Source organism: Streptantibioticus parmotrematis, from assembly GCF_019890615.1.
Taxonomy (GTDB): Bacteria; Actinomycetota; Actinomycetes; order Streptomycetales; family Streptomycetaceae; genus Streptantibioticus_D; species Streptantibioticus_D parmotrematis.
Genome location: NZ_JAINVZ010000014.1, coordinates 1 through 22,532, shown reverse-complemented (window position 1 = coordinate 22,532; position 22,532 = coordinate 1). Strand labels below are relative to the sequence as shown.

Below are 22,532 nucleotides of genomic sequence, written 5' to 3'. Positions count from 1 at the left end.
GCGGCGCCCCGCGGTCATGCGGCTTCGGCGGGGACCCGTCCGGCCCTGATCGAGTCGAGCAGTGCCTGGTGGTCCTTCTCGTTCTGGTCCGCGTACAGCTCGGCGAACGTCGTCAGCGCGCGGTCGAAGACGTCGCCGCCGCCCAGGTAGGCCGCGATGGCGACGCGGTCGCCGGACCGGGCGTGGGCGCGGGCCAGGGTGGCGCCGCACGCGCGGCCGAAGAGTTCCATCCGCCTCGGCGACATGGTCTCGGTCGCCAGGACGCCCTTCCAGTCCCGCAACTGCCGTATGTAGAAGTCCCGCAGGCGCCCGTCGATGCCGTGGACGCGTTCCCATCCGAGGAAGATGTCGCTGGTGGCCTGCATGAGCCGCTGGCCCGCCACCACCCGTTCGCCCTGCGTGGCGAAGGGCCGGGCACCGGTGTAGGGCGCGAGCACCGACTCGTCCGCCTCCTTGGCCTGGAGGAACAGCGGGTCCTCGGCGTCCTTGCCGAGCATCAGGATGATCCAGCACCGCGTTCCCACACTGCCCACGCCGACGACCTTGCGGGCCGCGTCGGCGTACCGGTAGCCCTCCAGGAGGTGGCGGCGGTCCGACTGGAGAGTGTGGCTGTAGCGTTCGACCAGGCTGCCGAGGGCCTGCTCCAGCGCCTCGCGCGGGGCCTCGGGGAGCAGGTCCGCCAGGCGCGTGAGCAGCGGCGGATCGGGGGCGATCTGGCGTCGTCCGTCGACGACGCGGGTGAGCTTGTCGAAGGCCTGAAGGGTGTCGCGGGCGCGGGCCGCTTCCCGGGTGCGCCGCCACCGGTCGGAGTCGTCGGCGCTGAGCACGGAGGCGAACTGCTCCTGCAACTCGTCCGCGTCGAGGTGTGTGTACCAGACGTCGAGATCGCCCAACTCGGCCAGCGCGCGCATGCGTTGGCGGTAGGCCCGTACGGCGGCGGCGACCACGCAGGCCCGGTCCTTCGCGGAGAAGCCGTTGGCGCGGCCCGCGATGACCAGGCTCGCCGACAGGCGTTTGACGTCCCATTCCCACGGCCCGGGCAGCGTCTCGTCGAAGTCGTTGATGTCGAACATCAGGTGCCGTTCCGGCGAGGCCAGCAGCCGGAAGTTCAGGCAGTGCGCGTCGCCGCACAACTGCGTGGTGATGCCGGTGCGCGGCGTCCCGGCGAGGTCGGCCGCCATGATCGCGGCCGCTCCCCGGTAGAAGCGGAACGGCGACTCGCTCATCCGGCCGTAGCGGATCGGCACCAGCTCCGGCAGCCTCTTCGCCGACTGGGCGCGGATGACATCCAGGGGGTCTGGGCGCTCCGGAGTGGGCCGGAACTCGGCGTGCCCGGAGCGCGGCGCGACGGACCGCGCGGCCTTGCCCCGGGCGATCCGCTCCTGTGGAGTGAGATGGCGGGTCCGGTCACCGGACGGACGCTGGTCGTCGTTCATGGCTGCCTGTCGCCTGCGGATCTCTTGTGGCCGCTCTCCTGTCAACGTATCTCGCTGCTCAGCGGTCTGCTACCTGGGCGGACGGGGCGCCCGCCGCGTCAGCGGAAGCCGCCGCGTCGGCACTACTGGATCACGCTGTGATCGTCCACGCACCGGCCCACGAGGTCCAGCAGAACGGCTCCGTACGGCGTCGTGGAGCCGTCGATCCACAGGCGCTTCCAGTGGCCGGGTCCGGTGCGGATCTCCAGCGGGCGGGGCTGGGGAAGGAAGCGGGAGTGCGGGCGCCGCAGATGTGACCACGGGTGGAAGGTGCCGTCGACCGTCAGTCCCGCCGTGGAGAGAACGTAGTCGCCGAACGTGACCGAACCGCTGTTCTCCAACTGCTCCCGCGCGCGGGGTGCTTCGGCCGTGTCGGCCAGCTGCGAAATGACCTCCGCTTGACGTGCGTAGGTCAGATCGCGGATCTCCCGTCCCTCGCGGGTCCTCAGCTTCAGATGACGGGTCTTGGACGGCTGGTTGCTCTGGGAGGTGGTCGTCCAGTCGTAGACGAGCACCTCGTGCCAGGCGAACACCTCGACGTCGTCCTGGGTGTCGAGGATCAACCCCTCGTGGAAGCAGTGCAGTGCGGGCGCGAACGGCCGTTCCGCCCGGCGGCCGCACCACCAGGTGACCAGCACGACCAACGGGACGGCCGCGAGCAGACCGTAACCCACCAGGTGTGCGGTCGCGGGCCAGGGTAACGGCAGGCTCAGCACCAGGCCGGGAACGACCAGTAGGAGGGTGAGGCAACCGCCCACGACCTCAGGGACCTTGAAGGGCTGGACGGCCACGGTGGTGACGGGCTGCCCGAATCCGCGGTCCTCGGCGAGCCGCAGCACCCGTGCCGTCGGCACCGCGTGGGATCTGCTCACAGTTTCCCCCTGTTCGGCGAATCACCCGAAGCCTGTGTGATGGGGCAAGTGTGCGTGCCGCGCCGTACGCGTGCCAAGCCCCGCCACCGCGCGACCCGTTCAGGCGGTGCCGACGAGCCGCGTGAGGCGCTCGACGAGGGGTCCCGCGGCGGCCGGGCCACTGGGACCGATGCCGAACAGCACGGCGGCGTACAGCGGGGCGAGGACGACCTCGAAGACCTCCTGCACGCTGGGAACGTCCTCCCCCCGGGCGGCCGCACGGTCGAGTACCGCCTCCAGGTCGTCGAATCGCCGGGCCAGAGCAGGCGGCAGCTTGTCCAGTCCGCCCCCGTCGTCCTCCCGCCGGATGGCGACGAGGGTCTGCACCAGCATCGTGCCGACGGGGCCGGCGAGATCGTCGGCGGCCCGGCGCGCGTAACGCTCCAGGTCCTCCCGCAGGGATCCGGTGTCGGGCATCGGCGCGCTCAGCCGCTCGTTGACGACGTCGAGGAGCAGGCCGTCCAGCGTCTTCCAGCGGCGGTAGAGGGTGCCCAGGTGCACCCCGGAGCGGTCGGCCACCTGCGCGAGGGTCAGCTCCGACAGGGGGTGTGCGCGGGCGAGTTCCTCGACGGCCCGGTGCACGTCCGTACGCACCCGTGCGGTCCGTCCGCCCGGGCGGCGGGGAGTCGGCTGGTCGGTCATGCGGCCATCTTAACGCGAAAGGGTTCACCTTTAGCTCGGAGGTGATGTACGTTGGGCTCGCTTAATACGAAAACTTTCGCCTTAGGAGGCCGGTCATGCGCCCTGTGCTCTTCGGCAACAACCCGTCGTTCTGGTACGAGACCCTCAGGTCCTTCGGTCACATCGCCTACGGCGGCGCCGACTTCGGCGAGGTGCTCACCACCGCGCAGCGCATCCGCGAGGGTGACTTCGACAGCTGGTACGACGAGTGGCTGCTCACCGCCGACCGCGTCGCCGACGTGGCCCGCGAGGCCGAGCGGGGGAGGCACCCCGTCTCCGCCCGCGACGCCTGGCTGCGCGCCTCGAACTACTACCGCTCCGCGGAGTTCTTCCTGCACGGGAACCCCGCCGACCCGCGGATCGACCACGTCTACGAGGCGAGCGTGGCGGCCTTCAGGTCCGCGGTCGCGCTGTCCGAGCGCCCGGTGACGCCGGTGGAGATCCCGTTCGAGAACACCACCCTGCCCGGCTACTGGTACGAAGCCGCCGACGACGGCCGGGGCCGCCCCCACCCGGTGGTGCTCATCCACAACGGCTTCGACGGCACGGCCGAGGAGTGCCACTTCTTCGGCGTCCCCGGGCTCGTCGAACGCGGCTACCACGTGCTCGCCTTCGACGGCCCCGGCCAGCCGGGACCCATGCACCGGGAGAACCTGGTCTTCCGCCCCGACTGGGAGACCGTCGTCGGCGCCGCCATCGACTTCGTCCTCACCCGTGACGACGTCGATCCCGAGGGGCTCGCCCTGATCGGGCTGAGCATGGGCGGCCAACTCGCCCCGCGCGCGGCGGCGTTCGAGCACCGCCTCAGCGCCGTCGTGTCCGTCGACGGCGTCTACGACATCGCCGAGAACTTCATCGCCGACATCCCCGGCGCCACCCGCGAGGACAAGGCCGCCCTGCTGCGGACCGAGAACGCCCCCGAGGTGGACGTCCAGCTGGAGCGAGCCGCCGCCGACTCCCCGGTGATGCGCTGGGCGCTGTCCCACGGTGCCTGGGTCTTCGGTGTCGACACCCCGCGCCAGGTGCTGGCCGCGATGCTCGACTACCACCTCGGCGACGGCATCGCCGAGCGGATCAAGGCGCCCACGCTGGTCTGCGAGGCGCAGGGCGACCTGTTCTTCACCGGCCAGCCCGGGACACTCCACGACCACACTCCCGGCAGCACCCTGCTCGCCTTCGGCGACGAACTCGGCGCGGACGCCCACTGCCACGTGGGCGCCCAGCGGCTGGCCATCGCCCGCATCGCCGACTGGCTCGACGAGACGCTGCGCCCAGCCGCCTGAACCACCACCGCTCGCCCGAGGGCCGCGTGCCCACGGCGGGGCCCGGCCGCCGAAAACCGGATGCGCCGGGTCCGCGGGATGGTGTGCGATCGGGGCATGGCGATCGTGCTGGGCACACCGGGAGTCGGCGGGTTGGACGCGGCCGTGGGCGCGCTGCGTGAGTGGCAGGACGACGGGGCGCCGATGCAGCTGCATCCCGGGGACCTGGGCTGGTTCCTGCGGTTCGGCGCCGAGGCGACGGGCACCGCCGTGCGGACCTGGAGCCGGGACGGGCGGATCGTCGCCGTGGGACTGCTGGACGGGGCCGCGCTGTTGCGGGTGACGGTCGCACCGGACGTCCGGCGCGACGAGGAACTGGCCCGGCGGATGGCCGAGGACGTCGCCGACCCCGGGCGCGGTGTGCTGGGCGAGGGCCAGGTGTACGTCGAGGCGCCGACCGGCTCCCTGGTGCAGGACCTGCTGACGGAGGCGGGCTGGCGGCCCGACGAACCGTGGACACCGTTGCGCCGTGACCTGAGGGAACCGGTCGGGGACCCGGGCGTGCGGATCGAGGTCGTCGGACCGGAGCGGGCCGAGGCGCGGGCCGCCGTGCAGCGTGCGGCGTTCGACCGGTCGACGTTCACGCCTGAGCGGTGGCGGGCGATGGCGGCCGGGTCGTCGTACGCCGACGCCCGGTGCCTGCTCGCGTACGACGACCGGGGTGACGCGGTGGCGGCGGTGACGGTGTGGTCGGCCGGTCCGGGCAGGCCCGGGCTGATCGAGCCGATGGGGGTGCACCGGGACCACCGCGGTCTGGGCTTCGGCGTGGCGATCACGGTCGCGGGGGCGGCCGCGCTGCGGGAGATGGGGTCCTCCAGCGTGATCGTGTGCACCCGGAGCGCGAACGTCGGCGCGGTCGCCACGTACACCTCGGCCGGTATGCGGCCCGGGCCGGAGGTGCGGGACCGGCGCCGGGACGCGTAGGCGGTCGGTGCGAGGCGGTCGGCGTGCTGTCGCGGATCAGGGCAGCGTGAGGACGCGGGGGCCGTCGGCGGTGACGGCGATGGTGTGCTCGATGTGGGCGGCCCGGCTGCCGTCGATCGTGCGCAGGGTCCAACCGTCGCCGTCCGTACGGTACTTGTCGCGTCCTCCGGCCATGAGCATCGGCTCGATGGCGAGGGCGAGGCCGTGGCGCAGGGGGAAGCCACGGCCGGGGCGGCCGCGGTTGGGGACGTGGGGGTCCTCGTGCATCCGGCGGCCGATGCCGTGGCCGCCGAAGTCGGACGGCATGCCGCAGGCCGCCTCGCGGGCGACGGTGTCGATGGCGTGGGAGATGTCGCCGACGCGGTGGCCGACGGTGGCGGCGGCGATGCCCGCGTCGAGGGCCTGCTGGGTGGCGGTGATGAGTTCGAGGTCGGCGGGGCGCGGGGTGCCCACGACGAAGCTGATCGCGGCGTCGCCGGTCCAGCCGTCGAGTTCGGCCCCGCAGTCGACGCTGACGAGGTCGCCGTCGCGCAGGCGGTAGTCGTCCGGGATGCCGTGCGCGACGGCGTCGTTGACCGAGACGCAGACCACGCCCGGGAAGGGGGTCGGCGCGAAGGAGGGCCGGTAGCCCAGGAACGGCGAGCGTGCGCCGGCCTCGTCCAGGACGGCCCGGGCGGCCGCGTCGAGCTCACGCAGACGGACCCCCACGGCCGCCGCCGCGCGGGCCGCCGCGAGCGCGTGGGCCACGACCCGCCCGGCTTCGCGCATCGCCTCCAGTGCCGTGTCGGTCTTGATCTCCACCATGGGCGTGACTCCTCGCCGCGCGCGGCCGTGCGGGCCGCTGTCGCCAATACTTATACCGGTATTAGTATCACGGTCATGGTGAGAGTTCCTTTGAGCCCGCAGGAGCGGCGACGCGGAGAGCGCTTCGGCGCCCTGATCCGCCAGGCCCGGGGCGACCGCAGCATGGTCGACGTGGCGGCGGCGGCCGGGGTGTCCGCGGAGACCCTCCGCAAGATCGAAACGGGCCGGGCCCCGACCCCGGCCTTCTTCACCGTGGCGGCCCTGGCCCACGCGCTGAACGTCTCCCTGGACGCCCTCGCGACGGCTTGCGCGCAGGACGCCGACGGTGGCGAGGGGACGGGCGCGGAGGAGGGCGGCGAGCGGGCCATGACGGCGTGAGCGCCACCCGGAACGCCTGACGCGGGCGGATCGGCGGTCCGGACGCGTCAGTTCGCTCGTGGCCTGAGCAGCGCGTCCACGAGGGTGTCCACCAGGCCGCGCGGGATGCTTGCGCCGGTCAGCGCGCGGTAGACGATCGGGCCGAGCAGGGCGTCCATCGTGGCGTCGGGGCCGAGCGTCGGCGCGATCTCGCCCGCGTCGGTCGCGCCGGTGAGCATCGCGCGTTCCCGCGCGCGGCGCGGCGCGAGACAGCGCTCGTGGAGACTCCTGGCCGTGTCGGGGTCGTGCTGCGCCTCGGCGAGCAGCGCGAGCAGGACCTTGCCCGCCGGGTCGCGGGTGAGGAACCGGGCGAATCCGCGCAGGTAACCGCGCACGCTCTCCGCCGTGGGCTCGTCCGCCGGAACGGGGATCCGCTTGGCGCTGTCCTCGATGAGCGTGTCGAGCAGGATCTCGACCTTCGACGGCCACCAGCGGTAGATCGTCTGCTTCGCGACGCCCGCGCGGCGCGCGATCGCCTCGACGGTCAGCGCGCCGAAACCGTGCTCGACCAGCAGGTCGTCCGCGGCGTGCAGCACGGCCAGACGCGCGGCCTCGTCGCGCCGGTTGCCGGAGCGCGGCCTGCGGGGCTGGGAAGTGGTGGCGGCGGCAGACATGCGAAACACGATACCGGGAGGGCGTGCCGTGATCTAACCTTGTCGAGACGCACCGTCTAGACACACCGTCCAGGCACAGCGTCCTGACAAACGAGGAACCCGCACCGCGTGGACGGTGACCCGGGACCTCGCACCGTGAAGGAGAAACCCGTGAGCACCGCTTCCGCCGCCTCCGGCACACCCGCCGCCTCCGACCGCCTCGCGCTCGTCATCGGGGCCTCCAGAGGACTCGGCCTCGTGCTCGTCCTCGAACTCCTCCGCCGCGGCCACCGCGTCATCGCCACGACACGCCGCGAGGGCAGCGAGCTGGAGGCGTTCGCCGACGCCTTGGACGGGCGGCTGACCGTCGAGTCCCTGGAGATGACGAGCCCCGCGCAACTGGCCGCCCTGCGCGACCGCCTGGAGGGCCACCGGCTCGACCTGCTCTTCGTCAACGCCGCGATAGACCGCGGCGACCTGCCCATCGGCGAGGTGCCGACCGAGATGTTCACCGAGGTCATGGTCACCAACGCGCTGAGCCCGCTGCGCGCCGTCGAGACGCTGGACGGACTCGTCGCACCCGGTGGCACCGTCGCGGTCATGTCGTCGGAGCAGGGCAGCATCACGCGCAACACCGAGGACGGCTACGAGCTCTACAAGGCCAGCAAGGCCGCCCTCAACCAGCTGATGCGCAGCTACGCCACCCGCCGCGCCGACGACGGCCGCACCAAGCTGCTCATCGACCCCGGCCACAACCGCACCGCGCTGGGCGGACCCGACGCGCCCCTCGCCCCGGAGGACAGCATGCCGGCCGTGGTCGACGTCCTCGAAGCCCAGGCGGGCATCCCAGGACTGCGCTTCCTGGACCGCAACGGCGAGACGGTCCCGTGGTAGGACGCGACGACGGACGGCTGCGGCGGGGTCACCACGGAACGGTGCGATTCCGCTGCCGCGGTCACCACGGCACGATGTGGTTCCGCGTCGCGGTCACCACGGCACGACCCCCTCGTCGTCGAACAGGCCGCCCGTGGGCCCGTCGTCCGGCAGCGTCGCCAGCCGGACGGCGATCGCCGCTCCCTGCGCGGGCGTGCTCGTACCGCTGAAGCCGTTCAGGTCGGTGGCCACGTAGCCCGGGCAGGCGTTGTTCACCAGGATGCCGGTGCCGGCCAGCTCCTTGGCGTACTGCACGGTGACGGCGTTGAGGTATGTCTTCGTCGGCGCGTAACCCCCGCTGATCCCTCCGAAGTCGGCGCCGGGCGCGGTCTGGAGGGTCAGGGAGCCGACGTGGCTGGACTGGTTGACGACGCGGGGGTGCGCCGAGCGGCGCAGCAGCGGCAGCATCGCGTTGGTGACGCGGATGGCGCCGAAGACGTTGGTCTCCACCACCCGGCGCACGGTGTCCAGGTCCATGCTCGTGGGCGCGTCGGGCCAACCGGCCGCCGTGCCCGCGTTGTTGACGAGGACGTCGAGCCGTCCGGCTCGCTCCTCGACCAGCCGCGCGGCGTCGGCGACGCTCCCGTCGTCCGTGACGTCCAACGGCACGACGAACGCGTCGGCGCCCGCCGCGCGCAGCTTCGCGACGGCGTCCGCACCGCGTCGCTCGTCCCGGGCGCCGACGCCGACGCTCCAGCCCAACGTGCCCAGCGCCGCCGCGATCTCGTACCCGATGCCCTTGTTCGCGCCGGTGACCAGCGCGGTCGTCTTCTCGCTCATGACACCGAGCATGGCCGCGGCCGGGCCGGGCACCAACACCATCTCGGTAACGCGGCGATGCCCGCGCGACATGGATCGGACGCGCAAGGACGCGGGGCGTGCGCGGGGGCCGGTCGTGCGCCGCGGCCACGACCGTGAACGCTTCGCACGCCGGGATTACCGTGAACGCATGGAGATACGCGAGCTGCGGTACTTCGTCGCCGTCGCGGAGGAACTGCACTTCGGCAGGGCCGCGCAGCGACTGGAGATCGCCCAGCCGCCGCTGTCCCGTGCCGTCGCGCGCCTCGAACGGCAGCTCGGTGTCACGTTGCTGGAACGCACCAGCCGCAAGGTCACGCTCACCGACGCCGGTGCCGTGCTGCTGTCCGAGGCACGCGCGATCCTCGGCGCGGTGACCGCCGCCGAACGCCGCACCCAGCAGGCCGCGCGCAAGCACCCCCGCCTGGTCCTCGCGGTCAAGAGCGGCACCGGTGGCGAGCTACTGGCCAAACTCCTCGACGCCTACGGAACGGAACCGGGCGCGGTCACCGTCGACCTGCTGCTCTGCGAGGCGCTCCAGCAGCGGCCGTTGCTGGAGAGCGGGCAGGCCGACGTGGCCCTGCTGCACCTGCCGTTCGACTCGGCGGCCGGACTCGACACCGAGATCCTGCGCACCGAGGGGCAGGTCGCGATCCTGCCCGCCTCGCACGCGCTCGCCGCCCGCCCCCGGCTGCGGATGGCCGAGGTCACCGCGCTGCCGGACCTCCCCCTGGCGCGCTTCCCCGGTCCGGACGGCGCGTACCCGGAGGGGCCGGGCGCCGAGGTGCGGAACATGACGCAGCTCTTCCAGTTGATCGCGCTCGGCCGCACCACCGTGGTCATGCCCGAGTCCGCGGCCACCGACCTGCGCCGCGACCTCACCGCCGTCCCGGTCCCCGACGCACCGCCGGTGACCACGGTGATCGCCTGGCCCGCGGGCAGCCGCCTGCGCGCGGTCGCCGATCTGGTCCGGGTCGCGACGCGGCTGTGAGGTCCGCCCGGTGCACGCGCATGCTCAGGCGCCGACCTCGCCGACCTCGGCCCGTTCGCCGGTGAGGACCCGCAGCGACGCGGCCACCGCGTCGGGGGCCTCCAGCGGCAGCAGGTGGCCCGCGCCGGGCACGACGTCGAGGCGCGCGTGCGGGATGTACGGCAGCAGGTGATCGCGCAGTACGTGCGGCGGCTCGACCTGGTCGCGCTCGCCCGCCAGCACCGTCACCGGTACGTCGATCCGCCGCGCCGCGTCCGTGACGTTCCGCGCGATGCCCCGCAGGGGCCACTCCCGTCGTGCCTGCGTGCCGGCGGCCAGGCTGTCGCGTACGACGCCGGCCCGGACGGGCTCGGGCAGCGGGGCGGCGGTGAGGACGTGGTCCAGGGGGGTGCCGACGTCCTGCGCGGAGTCGTAGGCGTGCGCGAGCGCCTGCCGGTACTCCTCGGTCACGTGCGCGGGCGGTTCGGGCGGCGCCGGGGCCACCAGCACCAGGCCCGCGAGGCCCGACGGGCGCCGCGCTGCGAGGAGTTGGGCGACCTTCCCGCCCATGGAGTGCCCGACGAGCACGTACCGCCGCGTCCCCAGGGCCGTGACGACGGCGGCGAGGTCGTCGGCGAGCGCGTCGAGGTCGTGCGGGCCGGGCAGTTCGCGGGCGGCGCCCCAACCGCGCTGGTCGTAACGGACCGTGCGGCGGGTGGCGGGCAGTCGTTCCACCACGGCGTCCCACGTGGCCGCCGAGCCGCCCCAGTAGTGGAGGAAGACGAGGGTGGGCGCGCCGGTGTCCGCCGGTGCCGCCGGACCGGGTCCGCCCGGTCCCGTGCCACCGAGTCCGCCCCTCGTCCGTACGTCGAGGAAGCCGCCCCGCACCGGGACCGTCCTTGTGGTTTCCGTTGACATCGTTCCTCCGGGAGTCGGCGGCGGGTGGCCTCTGGCTGCCGGGTGTCCGTCGCGTATCAGCTGGATGACGTGCTGCTTTACCTGCGAGCACGCCTTCGACGCTACCTTCGTGCCGTTGGTGAGCTCTGGTCGAAAGAGGCGGCGTCCTTGTGGAAAACGGTCACACCGCGGACGTGCGGCAGGTGCGGTACGTCCCCGCCCTCGGGGCGCCCTTCGGCGTCGAGGTCCTGAGCTTCGAGCGGCTGCGGAGGATGGACGGCGCGGGCCGCCGCACGGAATCGCAGCGCCCGGACTTCCACGTCCTCGGCCTGGTCGCGTCCGGGACGGGCGGACACGTGGCGGACTTCGTGCGGTATCCGCTGCGGGTGGGAAGCGTGGCGTGGATCCGGCCGGGCGTGGTGCACCGCTGGAGCGACGTCGAACGCGTCGACGGCCCCCTGATCCTCTTCCGCCACGACTTCCTGCCTCCCGAGGGTTCCGCGGCGCGGTCGGCGGCGGACGTCTTCGGTCCCGCCTGCTGGCAACTGTCCGCTGACGTATGGCCGTTGGCGCTCGTCGCGGCGGACCACCTGCGCGGTGAACACGCGGCGGCGGTGGCGTCGCCCGGCACGGCCTCGCCACCGCTGCTCGCACATCTGCTGGCCGCGCTGGTCCTGCGGGTGTCGCCCGGCTCCGCGAGCGCTTCCGTGAACGGCGCCGAGGGGGACCGGCAGGTGTTCCTCCGATATCGTGCGGCCGTCGAGGAGGGGTTCGCCGAACGGCACGACGTGGCGGGATACGCCGCGGCCCTCGGCTACGACCGGCGCACCCTGACCCGCGCCACACGTGCCGCCACCGGCCTGGGCGCGAAGGAACTCCTCGACCAGCGCGTCCTGTTGGAGGCCAAGCGCCTGCTCGGCCACACGGATCTGCCGGTCGCCGGGTGCGCGCGGCGCCTCGGCTTCCGTGACGCCGCGAACTTCACCACGTTCTTCCGCCGCCGGACCGGCACGACCCCGAGCGCCTGGCGGACGACGGGGGGCGGATGACCGTCAGACGCCTGGCAGCCGCTCCACTCGGGTGCCGTGGGCGACGACGAGGGACATGATGTCGCTGGGGGCGTCCAGTTCGATGCGGTGCCAACGTCCACGCGGCACGATGACCGCGCTGCCGGCGGGAACTCTCACTTCCTCGTGCTGGGACTCCGCCTCCGATGCCGGGCGGACGTGCAGCCGGATGCCGCCGGTCAGGCAGGACACCACCTCGTCGGCGTCGGCGTGTGCTTCCCAGCGGTCGGCGTGCACGTCGGCGTCGGTCTCCGCGTGGAAGGTCATCAACTGCCAGCCGTCGCGAGAGGGATCGAACTCCCGAGGTTCGGCGTGGGCCCGTCCGTCGCCGTCCAGACGCACGAAAGAGGCGAAGAGGTCGACGGGGGAGATGCTCGTCATGACTGAGGTCCTTCCTCGGATGTGGTGAGACCGGATGTGGCGGGAGGTGACATCGGGCGTGGAGAGAGGGGAACGCGCTTCAGGGAGGTCGCGACGGCCGCCGCGGCTTCAGTCGGTCATCGCGCGGCGCAACGCGGCTGCCAGTTCGGCGATCTGACGCTGCGACACCTCCGCCGACACGATCGCCTGGGAGCCGTGGAACGTGCCCGGCCACTGGTGCAGTTCGACGGAGACGCCCGCCTGGAGCAACCGCAACGCGTACCCGATGCCCTCGTCGCGTAGCGGGTCGAACTCCGCGGTGGCGACGTACGCGGGCGGAAGCCCGGACAAATCCGCGGCCCGCGCGGGAGCCGCGTACGGCGTACCGGGGTCGCCCCCGAGGTAGTGACGCCAGGTCGCGGCCAGCTTGTCCCGCGTCATCCACGGGGTGTCGGTGAACCGCCGCGCCGACCACGTCTCCTGGCGGTCGTCCAGTTCCGGCTGGTTGAGCAGCTGGAAGCGGATGCGGGGACCGTTCTCGTCACGCGACCGCAACGCCACCGCCGCCGCGAGGCCGGCGCCCGCGCTGTGCCCGCCCACCGCGATCCGCTCCGGGTCGGCCCCCAGCTCGACGGCGTGGGCGGCGGCCCAGGTCAGCGCGGCGTAGGCGTCGTCCAGGGCTGCCGGGAAACGGTGCTCGGGAGCGAGCCGGTAGCCGACCGAGATCGCCACCACCCCCGCGCCGTCGGCGATTCTCGTCGCCCACGGCTGTTCGGTGTCCAGGTCGCCCATGACGAATCCGCCGCCGTGCAGCCACACGACGGCCCCCCGAGGATGGTGCGGCCGGTAGACCCGCACCGGTACGGGCGGATCGCCGGGGAGCGTGTGGTCCTCGATCGTCATCGCACCGGTGTCCGGCACGGGCGCGGACGCGGCCAGCTCGGCGAGGCGGCCGCGCGCGGTGACCGGATCGGACAGGTCGGCGGGCGGGAAGAGGGGGATGAATGCTTCGAGTTCCGGGTCCATGACCACCATCCTCACCGCGGCCGCCCCCGAGATCAGCCGCCATCCGGCGCGCCTTCCGGCCACCGCGCGCACCGGTCGGCGCATCCGCTCCGCCGCTCGCCGCTCGCCGCTCCGGCGCAGGCTCCGGCGGTCCGGCGCGAGGCTCCGGGGTCCGGCGCGCGTATCCTCATGCCATGGAGGCACTGGTCGAGCGCCTGTCACGACTGGACGCGCGGGCGGAGGGCGCCCTGCGTGTCGTCATGTTCTACGACACGCTGATCAGCCGCCGTGTCGACCTCCCGGCGCTCGCCCGCGCGTCGGCGGCTCTCGCCGAATGCGTGGTCGGCATCCGCCTGCACGGCGCCGGCCCGGCGATCCGCATGGCTCCCGACGGCGGTTCGGCGCCCGCCCCGGCGCGGCCCGCGTCCACCAGCAGGCCGGTCACTCTTGACGAGGAGGAGATCGGCTCGGTGTGGCTGGAACGCGCCTCCGCGCCCGGTCCGCTCGACGAACTCCTGCTGGACCGGCTCGCCATCGCCGCCGCATCGGTTGTCGAACGGTACGGTCCGGCCCGTACCACCATGGCCGACCCCGCCCTGGTGGAGCTGGCGATCAGTCCCGACACCGACGAGGCGGCTCGGTCCCGGGCGTTGCGACTGCTGGGCTTCGCCGCCGGAGCGCCCGTGTGGGTCGCCGCCGTGCGCTCCGACCGCCCGCTGGACCGGGTCGCGAACGCCCTTCGCCCCACCCGGCCGATGAAGGCGGCACCCCTCGCCGACGTGGGCGTCGTCCTGGCCGCCGGACTCGACCCGGCCGGCGTCCTGGCGGACGTGCGGGCGGGCATCGGCGTCGCGGACAGCCCCGACCGGTCGTGGCGACAGGCTCGCATCGCCCTGCGCTTCACGACCCCGCGTGACCGGGTCGTCCATCACACGGATCTGGGCGCGGTGGCACTGCTCGCCCAACTCCCGGCCGACGCCGTACGGGACAACGCCGACGTGGCCGCGATGGCGCGGGTGGCCGGTGACCCGGACGACCTGGAGACCCTGGACGCCTACTGCGCCACCGGCTCCCAGCGCCGAGCGGCGGATCTGCTCCACCTCCACCACAGCAGCGTCGCCCGGCGCCTCGACCAGATCGGCAGGGCGCTGGGCGTCGAACTCACCGCGCCGGACGGATTGATGAGGGCCCGCCTCGCGCTGACCGTCTGGCGTTTGATGGAGCCGTGAGTCGGGATTCTCTCAAGTGGCCCTACACGTAAGCCGCTTGGTGGCAGTGTCCCGCCGACCCGCGATCGGCGCGACCGGTTACGGCGGAGAGCCGTGCCCCGGCGCCGGTGAGGGAACGGGGCGCGGGGCACGGCTGACTTCGGAGGGCTGTGTGCCCCAACTCTTCTACTACCGGCGGTGTTTGGCTCAGTCGTGGAAGGCGGCCGTGCCGTTCGGGGTGCCGAGGCCGGTCGGGCCGTCGTAGCCCTTCTCCGCCGTGCAGAAGTACGCGGGCGAGCAACTGCCGTTGTCACCGCTGGTCACGTCGTTGAGCGCGCCCGGGTCCGCGTACGGGAAGGACGCCGGGTTCGAGCCGGACGCCGGGGTGCCCGCGTCGGCGTAGACGCCGGCGATGACCGGAGTGGCCGCGCTGGTGCCGCCGTACACGCCCCAGCCCTTCTCCTGGTAGCTGTCGTAGACCGCGACACCGTGCCCGGGGTCGGCCACCGCCGCGACGTCCGCGGTCATGCGCTTCGAGCAGCCGGTGTCCTTCTGCCACGACGGCTTCGGCTCGTACGCCGAGCAGCCCGAGCCGGTGCCCTCACCGGACTTGGTGTTCCACACCGTCTCGTTCCAGCCCCGGGTGTTCGACGACTTGACCAGCGAGGTGCCGCCCACCGAGACCACGTACGGGGAGGAGGAGGGGTAGCCGACACCCCACGAGTAGTCCCAGTCGCCGCTGCCCGCGACCACCGCGACCCCGGGGTGGTCGTAGTAGTCCTTGTCATAGGTGGGATCGGACGAACTCTCCTTCCATATGTAGCTGTTGGACACGAACTTGGCGCCCAGCTCGACGGCCTCGTTCACGGCCGCGCCCATGTCGGACACCCCGCCCTTGCTCGCCTCGACGAACAGGATCTTCGCGTCCGGAGCGACGGCGGAGACCAGGTCCAGGTCGAGGGAGTCCTCCGCGCCCTGGTTCGCGCTCGCCTTCGAGGGCAACGGGCTGGACTTGCCGGAGGAGTTGACCTCCTTGAAGCAGCCGTTGGACGCGGTGCAGGCGGGCAGGCCGTACTGCTTGCGGTACGTGGCCAGGTTGCTCGCGGCGTCCGGGTCGTCGTAGGCGTCGATCACGGCGATCGTCTGGCCGGAACCGCCGTTCGCGGGCAGCCCGTAAGCGCTCTGGAGATCACCCGACCCGTAACCGGAAGGCGTGGCATGGGGACTCACGCCGAACGCCGAGACGTGCTCGACGGGGTTCGTCACCTGGAGGACGTCGCAGGAGGCGACGGTCGTGCTGGGCGCTCCGCAGAGCTGACGCCAGGCGGGGTGGGAGGTGGTGGCGGTGTGCGCGGTGGCGGTGGCCGGTGCGGCGCCGGCTGTTCCGGCCACCGCGAGCGCGGTGACGGCGAGGGCGCCGGAACTCACGGCGGCTATGAGGGTTCTGTGGCGCTTGAGGGTGTGCTTGGGCATGCGAATTCCTTGGAGTGAGGGTGGTGAGGGGGAGGGGGCCCGTGCCGGACCGACTGACGGGGCGTCAGGGGATGTTGTACATGGGGTTCGGGAGCTTGAAGCCGCGGTCGTCGTAGCCGCCCGCGTAGTCGCTCACCTGGTCGCCGATCGCCTCGATGAAGTCGTAACCCTGGCTCTGCTCCAGGTACTTGCGGGTGTTGGACTTGAACGGCTCCGCGGTGCAAGAGGTGCCGCACGGCAGGTAGGGCGGCGGGTCGCTCTTCGGGCGCAGGTAGAGGCCGTCGATGGGGAAGCCCAGGCCGGTGAGCTGGTTGCGGGTGACCGTGGTGAGGTTGTCGTGCCTGCCGGTGATGAAGACGACCTTCACGCCGTGCGCGTGCGCCCACGTGGCGAGGTCCAACGTGGGCTGGACGACCGGGTAGGTGTTGTCCGCGTCGGCCTGCGCGTCCGCCGCGCTCGCGTCCGCGCCGCCGCCGAAGTCGTAGTCGGCGTTGACGGGGTAGGTGGAGATGGACGTGTCGTCGATGTCCAGCATGATCGCCGGGACGCGCGGGGCGTGATGGGCGAGGCGTTCTTCGAGGTACGCCTTGGCCTTGCCGATCTGGGTGGCGACGTCGGCCGCCCACTGGCTGTGCGGGCCGATGTGGTGGTGGCCGGAGGCGTCGGTGTAGCCGTTGTAGTAGGCGTTGATCTGCGCCTTGAGCTGGTCGAGGTTGCGCGGCTCCGAGCCGACGCGCTTGTAGTCGGGCGGCGGGGTGGGGGCGGGTGCGACCGCGGCAGTGGTGGCCGTGGGGCCGTTCTGCGTGCCGCCGGTGGCCGCGGCGGCGACTCCCGCGCCGGCCAGTACCGCGCTCAGCGCCGCGGCGAGGGCCATCCTGGCGGTGGTGGACGTGGCCGATATCAGCCGTGTTCTCAACGATGCTCCTTCGATGGAGGGTGGACGGAGAACGCCCGGGCGGTGTACGCGGAATGGGCGGAGGCGGTCAGACGCCTGCCGTCTTCTTGATCCACGAGCGCTGCGGGGCGATCTCCGCGTACGACTTGGTGGTGCCGTCGCCCCTGCTGTCGAGTGCGACCTCCACGCCGACGGCCGACATCAGCCCGAGGGCAGCCGTGCCGCTGAGGGCGACAACGGTTGTGTGCATGGGGGAATCCCTTCGTGAAGGGGGAGGCGGTCGTGAGTGCTGCGCGCGGGCGTCGGACGGGAAATCGTTGCGAACGCCGTCGGAAGACCGTCAGCGCATTCCGGACCGCCGACCCCGTTCCTCCGAATTCGACAAACCGTTGACATTCGACAGGGCGTTGACATTCGACAGAGCGTTGAAGGGGAGGCCGACCGGGACGTACCCGAGTCCCCGGAACCCCTGCTCCCGATGTCGTCCCGGTCGGCTGCGAGAGAATGTAGCCTCGTCCCTGAGAACCCGGTCAAGGCCTCTCACCAGGGCATTCGACTCCCTTGAAGGGAACGTCGGTTCACCGGGGCAGCCGGGTTCCGCAAACCCCACTGACTTTCCGTTCAGTTGTGAGACTTGACAGCTATATGGCGACGGCACCACCATCTAGCCCCACTTCGCCGACCGTCTTTCCGGTCCAGCCCTTCCCCTGTATACGGATCGCGCCCCCACTCCCGTGTTCCGGATCCCGCGACAACCCTCCCCATATCGCCACGTCACATGACCGAACGAGCATCAGGAAGCGCGCCCCCCCATGCCTGAGAGACATCGACCTCCGTCCGAGATCGAACGCGCCCTGCACACCGGCCCGTTCAGCGAAGCGCTGCGCACCGCCATCGACCGCAGCGGACTCAGCCTCAACCGCATCAGCAGCAAACTGGACGAACGAGGTGTACGCGTCAGCGCCGCCGCCCTGAGCTACTGGCAACGCGGCAGCAACCGCCCGGAGCGCGCCGACTCGCTCCGGGCGGTCGGCTTACTGGAGGAGATCCTCGACCTCGCGCCCAACACCCTCATGACCCTGCTCGGCCCGCGTCGCTCCCGGGGCCGCTGGTCGGCGCCGTCCACCCCGCTGCCGACCGGCGCCCTGTGGACCGACTCCAGTGATCTCGACCGCACGTTGAGCGGCCTGGAGAAGGACGCACCGCGTTCGCTCTGGGCGGTCTCCACGGTCTACACGCACTTGCGGGAACGCGTCGCCACGGACCGCACGCTGGGCGAGACCCGGATACGCAAGGTCGTACGGGCCGAGACCGACGGGGTCGACCGCATCATCGCGGTCACGCACACGGACGGCTCCCCGACGCGCTTCGAGGCGGTGCACGCGGCCCGCCTCGGCCGGGTCCGCACCGATCCGGGCACCGGGTACTCCGTCGCCGAGTTCATCCTCGACCGCATGCTCAACACCGGCGACACCGCGACGGTGGAATACGTCTCGTACACCGCGACCCCGCAAGGGCCCCCGCAGAACTACACCCGCCACTCGCTCTACCGGCCGGCCGCCGTGCTGGTGCTGGAGGTCGAATTCGACGCGAAGGCGATACCCGCGCGGTGCGCGGGCTTCTACTCACCGCGCCGCGGGACACCCGAGCAGAGCCTGGGCCCGCTGTGGATCGGCAACAGCAACAGCGCCCACCTCGCGCTGTCCGACCTGGACGCGGGGATGTACGGGATCCGGTGGGAGTGGGACTGAGGGGGGCGGCGGCACGGGTCGAGGCCGGGGGCGTGGCGGGGGCTGAACGGTCTGAGACAGGAGGCGTGGCGAGGGTGTGGTGGACCGGGGCCGGAGGGGCGGCACGGGCCGCGAACGGACTGCGCCCCCGCCAGGAGGATGGGCGGGGGCGCAGTGGGTGGGCGTGCTGCCGCTGCCGGACGCGGGGTTCGGTCCGGGGCGGGGCACCCGTGAGCCGGTCCGGTAGTACGTCGAACGCGGACCGGACCGACGTGGTGTCAGGCCCTGCCCGGGCGGAACCTGCGGTACAGCAGGAAGCCGCCCACCAGCGCGGTCGCGCTGGCCGGGACGAGGACGCTCACGCCCTGTGCGCCGGTGTGCGCCAGCATGGCCTCGCTGACCGGGGTTTCGGCCCGCGGGGTGGAGTGGTGGACCGGGGCGGCCGGCTTGGGCGCGGCCGGCTTGTGGGGAGCCGGCGGGCACGGGTGGGTCGTGGGCGGGTGGCCCTCGTGGTTGACGGAGGTGTTGCCGAAGGCCGGGTTGCCGACGCCGACGACGTTCACCGAGTTGCCGCTGACGTTGACGGGCAGGTCGATCGGCAGCTGGATCCCGTTGCCGGACAGGACGCCCGGCGAGCCCTCGGCCGCGCCCTCGGCCCCGGCGCCACCGCCGTTGACCGCGCCGCCGTGGGTCCCGCCCGCGTGCTGCGTGGCCGAACCGCCCGAGTGCAGCGGGTGCGCGTGGCCGCCGCCGTGGGAGGTGTTGGCGCACGCGTTGCCCGTGGTCGGGTTGAGCAGTCCCACCACGTTGACGGTGTTGCCGCACACGTTGACGGGCACGTCCACCGGGAGCTGCACCAGGTTGCCGGACAGCACCCCGGGGGATCCGGCGGCGACGCCGGCCGCTCCCGAGTCCGCGTATGCGTAGCCTCCGGCGGCGGCCAGCACGCCACCCGCGGCCAACGCGGTGACCAGACCCTTTCTGGCGACCTGTTTCATGGGTTTCCTGCCTTCCGGAAATGCTTGCGGGACACATGCCCGCACCGGGGAAAACGCCTCGGCGCCACGGAAGTTATGGGTCATTCGTGGCTCATACGGATTTCACTCAATCGAGTCGGTAGCCTGTCGAACTCCGGCTTTACGAACCGGGATTCGGATAGCCGCCGGCATCCGTGCCGGACCCCGGCGGGCGCTCGTCCCCGGCACCGCCCGTGGCCTGGGACGGGCTCCCGGAGGCCGCCCCGGACGCGATGTCGTGGCCGCCCGCGGACTGCTGCCCAGGAACCGCCCCGGAGGACGTCTGTGGCGCGCTGCCGGACGCGGGTGCGGGTGGTCCGCTTGGCGGAGCCGTGTTGACCCCGCCGGAGGGGGCGCCCGGCGCACTCGCCGCGTGTGGGGCGTGCGGGGCGTGCGCCCAGGCGCGCAGCGCGTCGACGGAAGCGAAGTTCGCCACGTTCTCGTCCTCTGGCGAGTCCGCGTACTGGTGGAACGTCCAGTGGTGCTTGATACGCGGCTTGCCCGGCGTCGTGTAATCGGCGATCCACAGGCCGTCGCCGCAGTTCGCATCGGTGTCCACGGTCACCCAGTTGGAACGGTCGCAGTAGAGGACCACCCGGTGGCCCGGGGCCTTAGACCGCACGTGCGCGATCCATGCGTCTTTGTAGTAGCGCGCCTTGGCGTCGCTCACCTTCTGCCCGTACCACTCCCAGTCGAGGCAGACGACGTCACCCGCCGCGAGGTCGAGCTGCGCGAGGAAGTGGTCCGCCTCCGCGGTGGGCGAGTTGACGATGTGCGGGTAGTGGTAGAAGCCGGTCACGAGATGCGCGTCACGGGCGGTCGTGCGCTGCGCTTTCCATTTCGGATTGACGTATGACAGACCCTCGGTGACCTTGATGAAGACGAAGGACAGACCAGAGGTGGGATAGCCGCTCGACTGATAGGAACTGATGTCGATGCCCTGCAGCAAGGGGGGACCTCCTTGGCGCTCATGACGCTCTCGGCGCTCGCGAACGGCGGCGGTGACGGGGAACACCGCCGGAAAGACCGTCGCTCCGCTTCGATTGTCCGTCGCCGGAGGGCTAATTGTCCGCCATTAGGGCAAGTTTGGTGACGGTGTTCCAGTTGCGGGCGGTCGCGACGACCCCGAGTCGCTTGTCCGACAAGGCGATCGGCAGTTTGGAACGGGCGAGTCCGGTCGGGCAGTGCACGTAGATCTCTCGTTCTCCGACGCTGAATTCATCAGGAGCGAAACGGTCCCGGTCGATTTCGTTCAAACGCTTCGTGTCGGGCAGGGCGGAGAGGAAGACGACGACCAGCTGCGCCGGGTCGAAATCGGTGCCGGCGAACGGGTTGCCCAGCACCACCCGGCGCAGATCGGCCAGTTCGCGCACGACGCAGGGAACGGTGAGCCCGGCCTCGTCGGCGAGCCGTGACGTCAACGCCGCGGCCAGCCCGTCCGGATCGGTGCCGACGTGCTCGAACACGGCGTTGCCGCTCTGGAGCAACGTCCGCACGTCGGAGGCGTCCATCGCGGTGAGCATCTCGCGCAGCCGCGCCATCGGCAGGCGGTTGTTGGCGCCGAGGTTGATCCCGCGCAGGAGGGCCACGTAGGTCGTCATCCGGCCACGGTAGCCCTTTCGAAGGACGACACCGGGGACGGAACGGTTCGGCGTCCACGCGGCTGGCTACGTTCGCGGTCATGGACGAGGTTCTTACCGAGGTTCTCACCCAGGTCGGATTGCCTGAGGGGGCTGCTGCGGAGGGCGCTTTTGCGGAGGGCGGACTGCCTGAGGGGGCGGTCGCGGAGGAGGTTCTCGCGGGGGGCGTGCGGCCTGACGGGGCGGGGGCGGGGGCGGAGGCGCGGCCCGCGGTCGTGGAACTGCGCCTGTCCGCGTTCAAGTCGCACCGCGGAGCGGTCTTCCCGCTCGGGCCCGTCACCCTCGTGACCGGAGGCGCGGGCAGCGGCAAGTCGAGCGTGCTGGAGGCGCTGGCCGTCCTGGCCGCGCTGGCCTGCGGGGAGGAACTGCCGGCGGCGGTCGCCCGTACCGTACGCGGAGGCGCCGCGGCCTGCGTCCCCTCCGGGAGCCCGCCGGACGCGCAGGGGCGGCGCGGCTTCCGCGTGGGGTGCGTGGTGGACGGCCCCGCGGGGCCGGTGCGGCTGGATCTGGCCGTTCAGACGGAACCCGAACTGCGCGTGGTGGGCGAGCGGTTGACGGCCTCCGGCAAGGTGCTGCTCACGACCGCGTTGCGCGACCCGGCCCGGCGCACGGTGCAGGCCGCCTGGCACACCGCGGGGCACGTCCCGGTGACGCGCGCGCCGCTGCCCGACGACCGGCTGGCGACCGCGTTGCTGCCGCTGCGGGTGGCGGGGACCACGGACGGCCAGCGGATGGTGCTGTCGGCGGCCGAACAGGTGCTGATCGCGCTGCGGGCGGTCTTCCCGGTGGAACCGCGGCCGTGGCGGATGCGCGAGGCCGCGCGGGTCGGCGACACGTTGCTGCGCGGATGCTGCGAGAACCTCTCGGCGGTCCTGGACCGCACCAAGGGCGAGTGCAGGACCCGGCACGCGATGCTGGTCGAGGCGGCCAGGGCCGCGTGCGGGGGACCGGTCGAGGGGCTGGTGGTGACCCGGCAGGCGGTGCGCGACGCGGCGGGCGCCCGGGGCGACGGCGTTCTGGCGGCGCTCGACCGCGGTGCGCTGGGGCTCACTCCGCTGGACCGGCTCGGCGACAGCGAACTGCGTTTCCTCGCGCTGGCGTTGGTGCTGCTGACCGGGCCGGGCGTGCTGGAGATGGACCAGGCGGCGGAGGTGTTGCCTGCGCTGCGCGCGATGACGGTCGTGGCGGACGGCCTCGACGCGGGCCTGGACCGCGCGCAGACCCGCGAACTGCTGTCGTTGGCCCGGCGCGCGGCGGCCCACGGCCACGTACGGCTGCTGGGCACCGCGCACGAGGTCGATCCGCGGGACGTGCGGGGGACGGGGGAACGGGTGCGGGAGGCGGGGGTGACGGTTTTGCGGCTGGGGCGGGAACGGGGTGGTTCTTGAGGGTGGGCGAGGTGGGCGTCGGCGG

Annotated in this window: 24 protein-coding genes; 9 read left to right on the top strand and 15 right to left on the bottom strand. The window is 72.4% G+C overall.

The genetic code is table 11. From position 1 onward, the window contains the following. Positions 1 to 14: 14 nt before the first annotated feature. The 3 genes from K7472_RS19865 to K7472_RS19855 form a co-directional block, all read right to left on the bottom strand. Positions 15 to 1,436 (bottom strand): DUF2252 domain-containing protein, encoded by a 1,422-nt coding sequence (locus K7472_RS19865; protein ID WP_222979849.1) that lies wholly within the window; start codon positions 1,434 to 1,436, stop codon positions 15 to 17. Positions 1,437 to 1,558: 122 nt separating this feature from the next. Beyond that, positions 1,559 to 2,347 carry a hypothetical protein gene (locus K7472_RS19860; protein WP_222979848.1) on the bottom strand — a complete coding sequence of 263 codons (789 nt, stop codon included), beginning with the start codon at positions 2,345 to 2,347 and terminating at the stop codon, positions 1,559 to 1,561. A gap of 99 nt (positions 2,348 to 2,446) precedes the next feature. Next, positions 2,447 to 3,028, bottom strand: coding sequence for a TetR/AcrR family transcriptional regulator (locus K7472_RS19855; RefSeq protein WP_222979847.1), 582 nt, complete (start codon positions 3,026 to 3,028; stop codon positions 2,447 to 2,449). A gap of 95 nt (positions 3,029 to 3,123) precedes the next feature. On the opposite strand from K7472_RS19855, the gene K7472_RS19850 reads away from it, so the two are divergent. Next, positions 3,124 to 4,350, top strand: coding sequence for an alpha/beta hydrolase family protein (locus tag K7472_RS19850; RefSeq protein WP_222979846.1), 1,227 nt, complete (start codon positions 3,124 to 3,126; stop codon positions 4,348 to 4,350). 96 nt (positions 4,351 to 4,446) lie between these two features. Beyond that, complete coding sequence (locus K7472_RS19845) at positions 4,447 to 5,313, top strand: GNAT family N-acetyltransferase (protein ID WP_222979845.1); 867 nt, start codon at positions 4,447 to 4,449, stop codon at positions 5,311 to 5,313. A 36-nt stretch (positions 5,314 to 5,349) separates the two neighbouring features. Here the strand turns inward: K7472_RS19845 and map are convergent, their stop codons facing one another. Then, entirely contained in the window at positions 5,350 to 6,117 is a 768-nt protein-coding gene (gene map, locus K7472_RS19840) for a type I methionyl aminopeptidase (protein WP_222979844.1), read from the bottom strand. Positions 6,118 to 6,192: 75 nt separating this feature from the next. Here map and K7472_RS19835 point away from each other — a divergent pair, with 75 nt between their 5' ends. Beyond that, entirely contained in the window at positions 6,193 to 6,495 is a 303-nt protein-coding gene (locus K7472_RS19835; protein ID WP_222979843.1) for a helix-turn-helix domain-containing protein, read from the top strand. A gap of 47 nt (positions 6,496 to 6,542) precedes the next feature. Here the strand turns inward: K7472_RS19835 and K7472_RS19830 are convergent, their stop codons facing one another. Beyond that, positions 6,543 to 7,148, bottom strand: coding sequence for a TetR/AcrR family transcriptional regulator (locus K7472_RS19830; protein ID WP_222979842.1), 606 nt, complete (start codon positions 7,146 to 7,148; stop codon positions 6,543 to 6,545). Positions 7,149 to 7,298: 150 nt separating this feature from the next. Here K7472_RS19830 and K7472_RS19825 point away from each other — a divergent pair, with 150 nt between their 5' ends. After that, on the top strand, positions 7,299 to 8,021 hold the full coding sequence (locus K7472_RS19825) for an SDR family NAD(P)-dependent oxidoreductase (RefSeq protein WP_222979841.1): 723 nt from the start codon (positions 7,299 to 7,301) through the stop codon (positions 8,019 to 8,021). 93 nt (positions 8,022 to 8,114) lie between these two features. Here K7472_RS19825 and K7472_RS19820 read toward each other — a convergent pair whose 3' ends face one another. Continuing rightward, positions 8,115 to 8,852 (bottom strand): SDR family oxidoreductase, encoded by a 738-nt coding sequence (locus K7472_RS19820; RefSeq protein WP_222979965.1) that lies wholly within the window; start codon positions 8,850 to 8,852, stop codon positions 8,115 to 8,117. Between the two features lie 157 nt (positions 8,853 to 9,009). On the opposite strand from K7472_RS19820, the gene K7472_RS19815 reads away from it, so the two are divergent. After that, positions 9,010 to 9,849 carry a LysR family transcriptional regulator gene (locus K7472_RS19815; RefSeq protein ID WP_222979840.1) on the top strand — a complete coding sequence of 280 codons (840 nt, stop codon included), beginning with the start codon at positions 9,010 to 9,012 and terminating at the stop codon, positions 9,847 to 9,849. 24 nt (positions 9,850 to 9,873) lie between these two features. Here K7472_RS19815 and K7472_RS19810 read toward each other — a convergent pair whose 3' ends face one another. Continuing rightward, positions 9,874 to 10,746, bottom strand: a complete 873-nt coding sequence (locus tag K7472_RS19810) for an alpha/beta fold hydrolase (protein ID WP_222979839.1) — start codon at positions 10,744 to 10,746, stop codon at positions 9,874 to 9,876. A gap of 149 nt (positions 10,747 to 10,895) precedes the next feature. Here K7472_RS19810 and K7472_RS19805 point away from each other — a divergent pair, with 149 nt between their 5' ends. Then, positions 10,896 to 11,774, top strand: a complete 879-nt coding sequence (locus tag K7472_RS19805) for a helix-turn-helix domain-containing protein (RefSeq protein WP_222979838.1) — start codon at positions 10,896 to 10,898, stop codon at positions 11,772 to 11,774. Between the two features lie 3 nt (positions 11,775 to 11,777). Here K7472_RS19805 and K7472_RS19800 read toward each other — a convergent pair whose 3' ends face one another. Both K7472_RS19800 and K7472_RS19795 read right to left on the bottom strand, forming a co-directional pair. Beyond that, on the bottom strand, positions 11,778 to 12,173 hold the full coding sequence (locus tag K7472_RS19800) for a cupin domain-containing protein (RefSeq protein WP_222979837.1): 396 nt from the start codon (positions 12,171 to 12,173) through the stop codon (positions 11,778 to 11,780). Between the two features lie 108 nt (positions 12,174 to 12,281). Continuing rightward, the gene (locus tag K7472_RS19795) at positions 12,282 to 13,178 is read right to left on the bottom strand and encodes an alpha/beta hydrolase (protein ID WP_222979836.1); all 897 of its coding nucleotides are present in this window, start codon (positions 13,176 to 13,178) and stop codon (positions 12,282 to 12,284) included. Positions 13,179 to 13,351: 173 nt separating this feature from the next. Here K7472_RS19795 and K7472_RS19790 point away from each other — a divergent pair, with 173 nt between their 5' ends. Continuing rightward, positions 13,352 to 14,386, top strand: a complete 1,035-nt coding sequence (locus K7472_RS19790; RefSeq protein WP_222979835.1) for a PucR family transcriptional regulator — start codon at positions 13,352 to 13,354, stop codon at positions 14,384 to 14,386. A 186-nt stretch (positions 14,387 to 14,572) separates the two neighbouring features. On the opposite strand, the gene K7472_RS19785 is transcribed toward K7472_RS19790, so the two are convergent. The 3 genes from K7472_RS19785 to K7472_RS19775 form a co-directional block, all read right to left on the bottom strand. Beyond that, on the bottom strand, positions 14,573 to 15,838 hold the full coding sequence (locus K7472_RS19785) for a S53 family peptidase (protein WP_222979834.1): 1,266 nt from the start codon (positions 15,836 to 15,838) through the stop codon (positions 14,573 to 14,575). 64 nt (positions 15,839 to 15,902) lie between these two features. Further along, on the bottom strand, positions 15,903 to 16,754 hold the full coding sequence (locus K7472_RS19780; RefSeq protein WP_222979833.1) for an HAD family acid phosphatase: 852 nt from the start codon (positions 16,752 to 16,754) through the stop codon (positions 15,903 to 15,905). Between the two features lie 67 nt (positions 16,755 to 16,821). Continuing rightward, positions 16,822 to 16,983 (bottom strand): hypothetical protein, encoded by a 162-nt coding sequence (locus K7472_RS19775; RefSeq protein WP_222979832.1) that lies wholly within the window; start codon positions 16,981 to 16,983, stop codon positions 16,822 to 16,824. A gap of 562 nt (positions 16,984 to 17,545) precedes the next feature. Between K7472_RS19775 and K7472_RS19770 the strand changes: the two genes are divergently transcribed. Beyond that, entirely contained in the window at positions 17,546 to 18,484 is a 939-nt protein-coding gene (locus K7472_RS19770) for a hypothetical protein (RefSeq protein ID WP_222979831.1), read from the top strand. 257 nt (positions 18,485 to 18,741) lie between these two features. Here K7472_RS19770 and K7472_RS19765 read toward each other — a convergent pair whose 3' ends face one another. The 3 genes from K7472_RS19765 to K7472_RS19755 form a co-directional block, all read right to left on the bottom strand. Further along, positions 18,742 to 19,461: a chaplin gene (locus K7472_RS19765; protein ID WP_222979830.1), complete on the bottom strand. Its 720-nt coding sequence runs from the start codon at positions 19,459 to 19,461 to the stop codon at positions 18,742 to 18,744. Between the two features lie 139 nt (positions 19,462 to 19,600). After that, positions 19,601 to 20,428 (bottom strand): glycoside hydrolase family 25 protein, encoded by an 828-nt coding sequence (locus tag K7472_RS19760; RefSeq protein ID WP_222979829.1) that lies wholly within the window; start codon positions 20,426 to 20,428, stop codon positions 19,601 to 19,603. Positions 20,429 to 20,540: 112 nt separating this feature from the next. Next, positions 20,541 to 21,080 carry a DUF1697 domain-containing protein gene (locus tag K7472_RS19755; protein ID WP_222979828.1) on the bottom strand — a complete coding sequence of 180 codons (540 nt, stop codon included), beginning with the start codon at positions 21,078 to 21,080 and terminating at the stop codon, positions 20,541 to 20,543. An 80-nt stretch (positions 21,081 to 21,160) separates the two neighbouring features. Between K7472_RS19755 and K7472_RS19750 the strand changes: the two genes are divergently transcribed. Then, a complete protein-coding gene (locus K7472_RS19750) occupies positions 21,161 to 22,507 on the top strand; it encodes an AAA family ATPase (protein WP_252395920.1) in 1,347 nt (448 codons plus the stop codon). The last annotated feature ends 25 nt before the right edge of the window (positions 22,508 to 22,532 follow it).

What these genes read in the sequence shown, in the direction of transcription:
- K7472_RS19865 (WP_222979849.1), bottom strand. Translation starts at nt 1,436, where the DNA reads ATGAACGACGACCAGCGTCCGTCCGGTGACCGGACCCGCCATCTCACT.
- K7472_RS19855 (WP_222979847.1), bottom strand. Translation starts at nt 3,028, where the DNA reads ATGACCGACCAGCCGACTCCCCGCCGCCCGGGCGGACGGACCGCACGG.
- K7472_RS19850 (WP_222979846.1), top strand. Translation starts at nt 3,124, where the DNA reads ATGCGCCCTGTGCTCTTCGGCAACAACCCGTCGTTCTGGTACGAGACC.
- K7472_RS19845 (WP_222979845.1), top strand. Translation starts at nt 4,447, where the DNA reads ATGGCGATCGTGCTGGGCACACCGGGAGTCGGCGGGTTGGACGCGGCC.
- map (WP_222979844.1), bottom strand. Translation starts at nt 6,117, where the DNA reads ATGGTGGAGATCAAGACCGACACGGCACTGGAGGCGATGCGCGAAGCC.
- K7472_RS19835 (WP_222979843.1), top strand. Translation starts at nt 6,193, where the DNA reads ATGGTGAGAGTTCCTTTGAGCCCGCAGGAGCGGCGACGCGGAGAGCGC.
- K7472_RS19830 (WP_222979842.1), bottom strand. Translation starts at nt 7,148, where the DNA reads ATGTCTGCCGCCGCCACCACTTCCCAGCCCCGCAGGCCGCGCTCCGGC.
- K7472_RS19820 (WP_222979965.1), bottom strand. Translation starts at nt 8,852, where the DNA reads ATGCTCGGTGTCATGAGCGAGAAGACGACCGCGCTGGTCACCGGCGCG.
- K7472_RS19815 (WP_222979840.1), top strand. Translation starts at nt 9,010, where the DNA reads ATGGAGATACGCGAGCTGCGGTACTTCGTCGCCGTCGCGGAGGAACTG.
- K7472_RS19810 (WP_222979839.1), bottom strand. Translation starts at nt 10,746, where the DNA reads ATGTCAACGGAAACCACAAGGACGGTCCCGGTGCGGGGCGGCTTCCTC.
- K7472_RS19800 (WP_222979837.1), bottom strand. Translation starts at nt 12,173, where the DNA reads ATGACGAGCATCTCCCCCGTCGACCTCTTCGCCTCTTTCGTGCGTCTG.
- K7472_RS19795 (WP_222979836.1), bottom strand. Translation starts at nt 13,178, where the DNA reads ATGGACCCGGAACTCGAAGCATTCATCCCCCTCTTCCCGCCCGCCGAC.
- K7472_RS19790 (WP_222979835.1), top strand. Translation starts at nt 13,352, where the DNA reads ATGGAGGCACTGGTCGAGCGCCTGTCACGACTGGACGCGCGGGCGGAG.
- K7472_RS19785 (WP_222979834.1), bottom strand. Translation starts at nt 15,838, where the DNA reads ATGCCCAAGCACACCCTCAAGCGCCACAGAACCCTCATAGCCGCCGTG.
- K7472_RS19775 (WP_222979832.1), bottom strand. Translation starts at nt 16,983, where the DNA reads ATGCACACAACCGTTGTCGCCCTCAGCGGCACGGCTGCCCTCGGGCTG.
- K7472_RS19770 (WP_222979831.1), top strand. Translation starts at nt 17,546, where the DNA reads ATGCCTGAGAGACATCGACCTCCGTCCGAGATCGAACGCGCCCTGCAC.
- K7472_RS19765 (WP_222979830.1), bottom strand. Translation starts at nt 19,461, where the DNA reads ATGAAACAGGTCGCCAGAAAGGGTCTGGTCACCGCGTTGGCCGCGGGT.
- K7472_RS19755 (WP_222979828.1), bottom strand. Translation starts at nt 21,080, where the DNA reads ATGACGACCTACGTGGCCCTCCTGCGCGGGATCAACCTCGGCGCCAAC.
- K7472_RS19750 (WP_252395920.1), top strand. Translation starts at nt 21,161, where the DNA reads ATGGACGAGGTTCTTACCGAGGTTCTCACCCAGGTCGGATTGCCTGAG.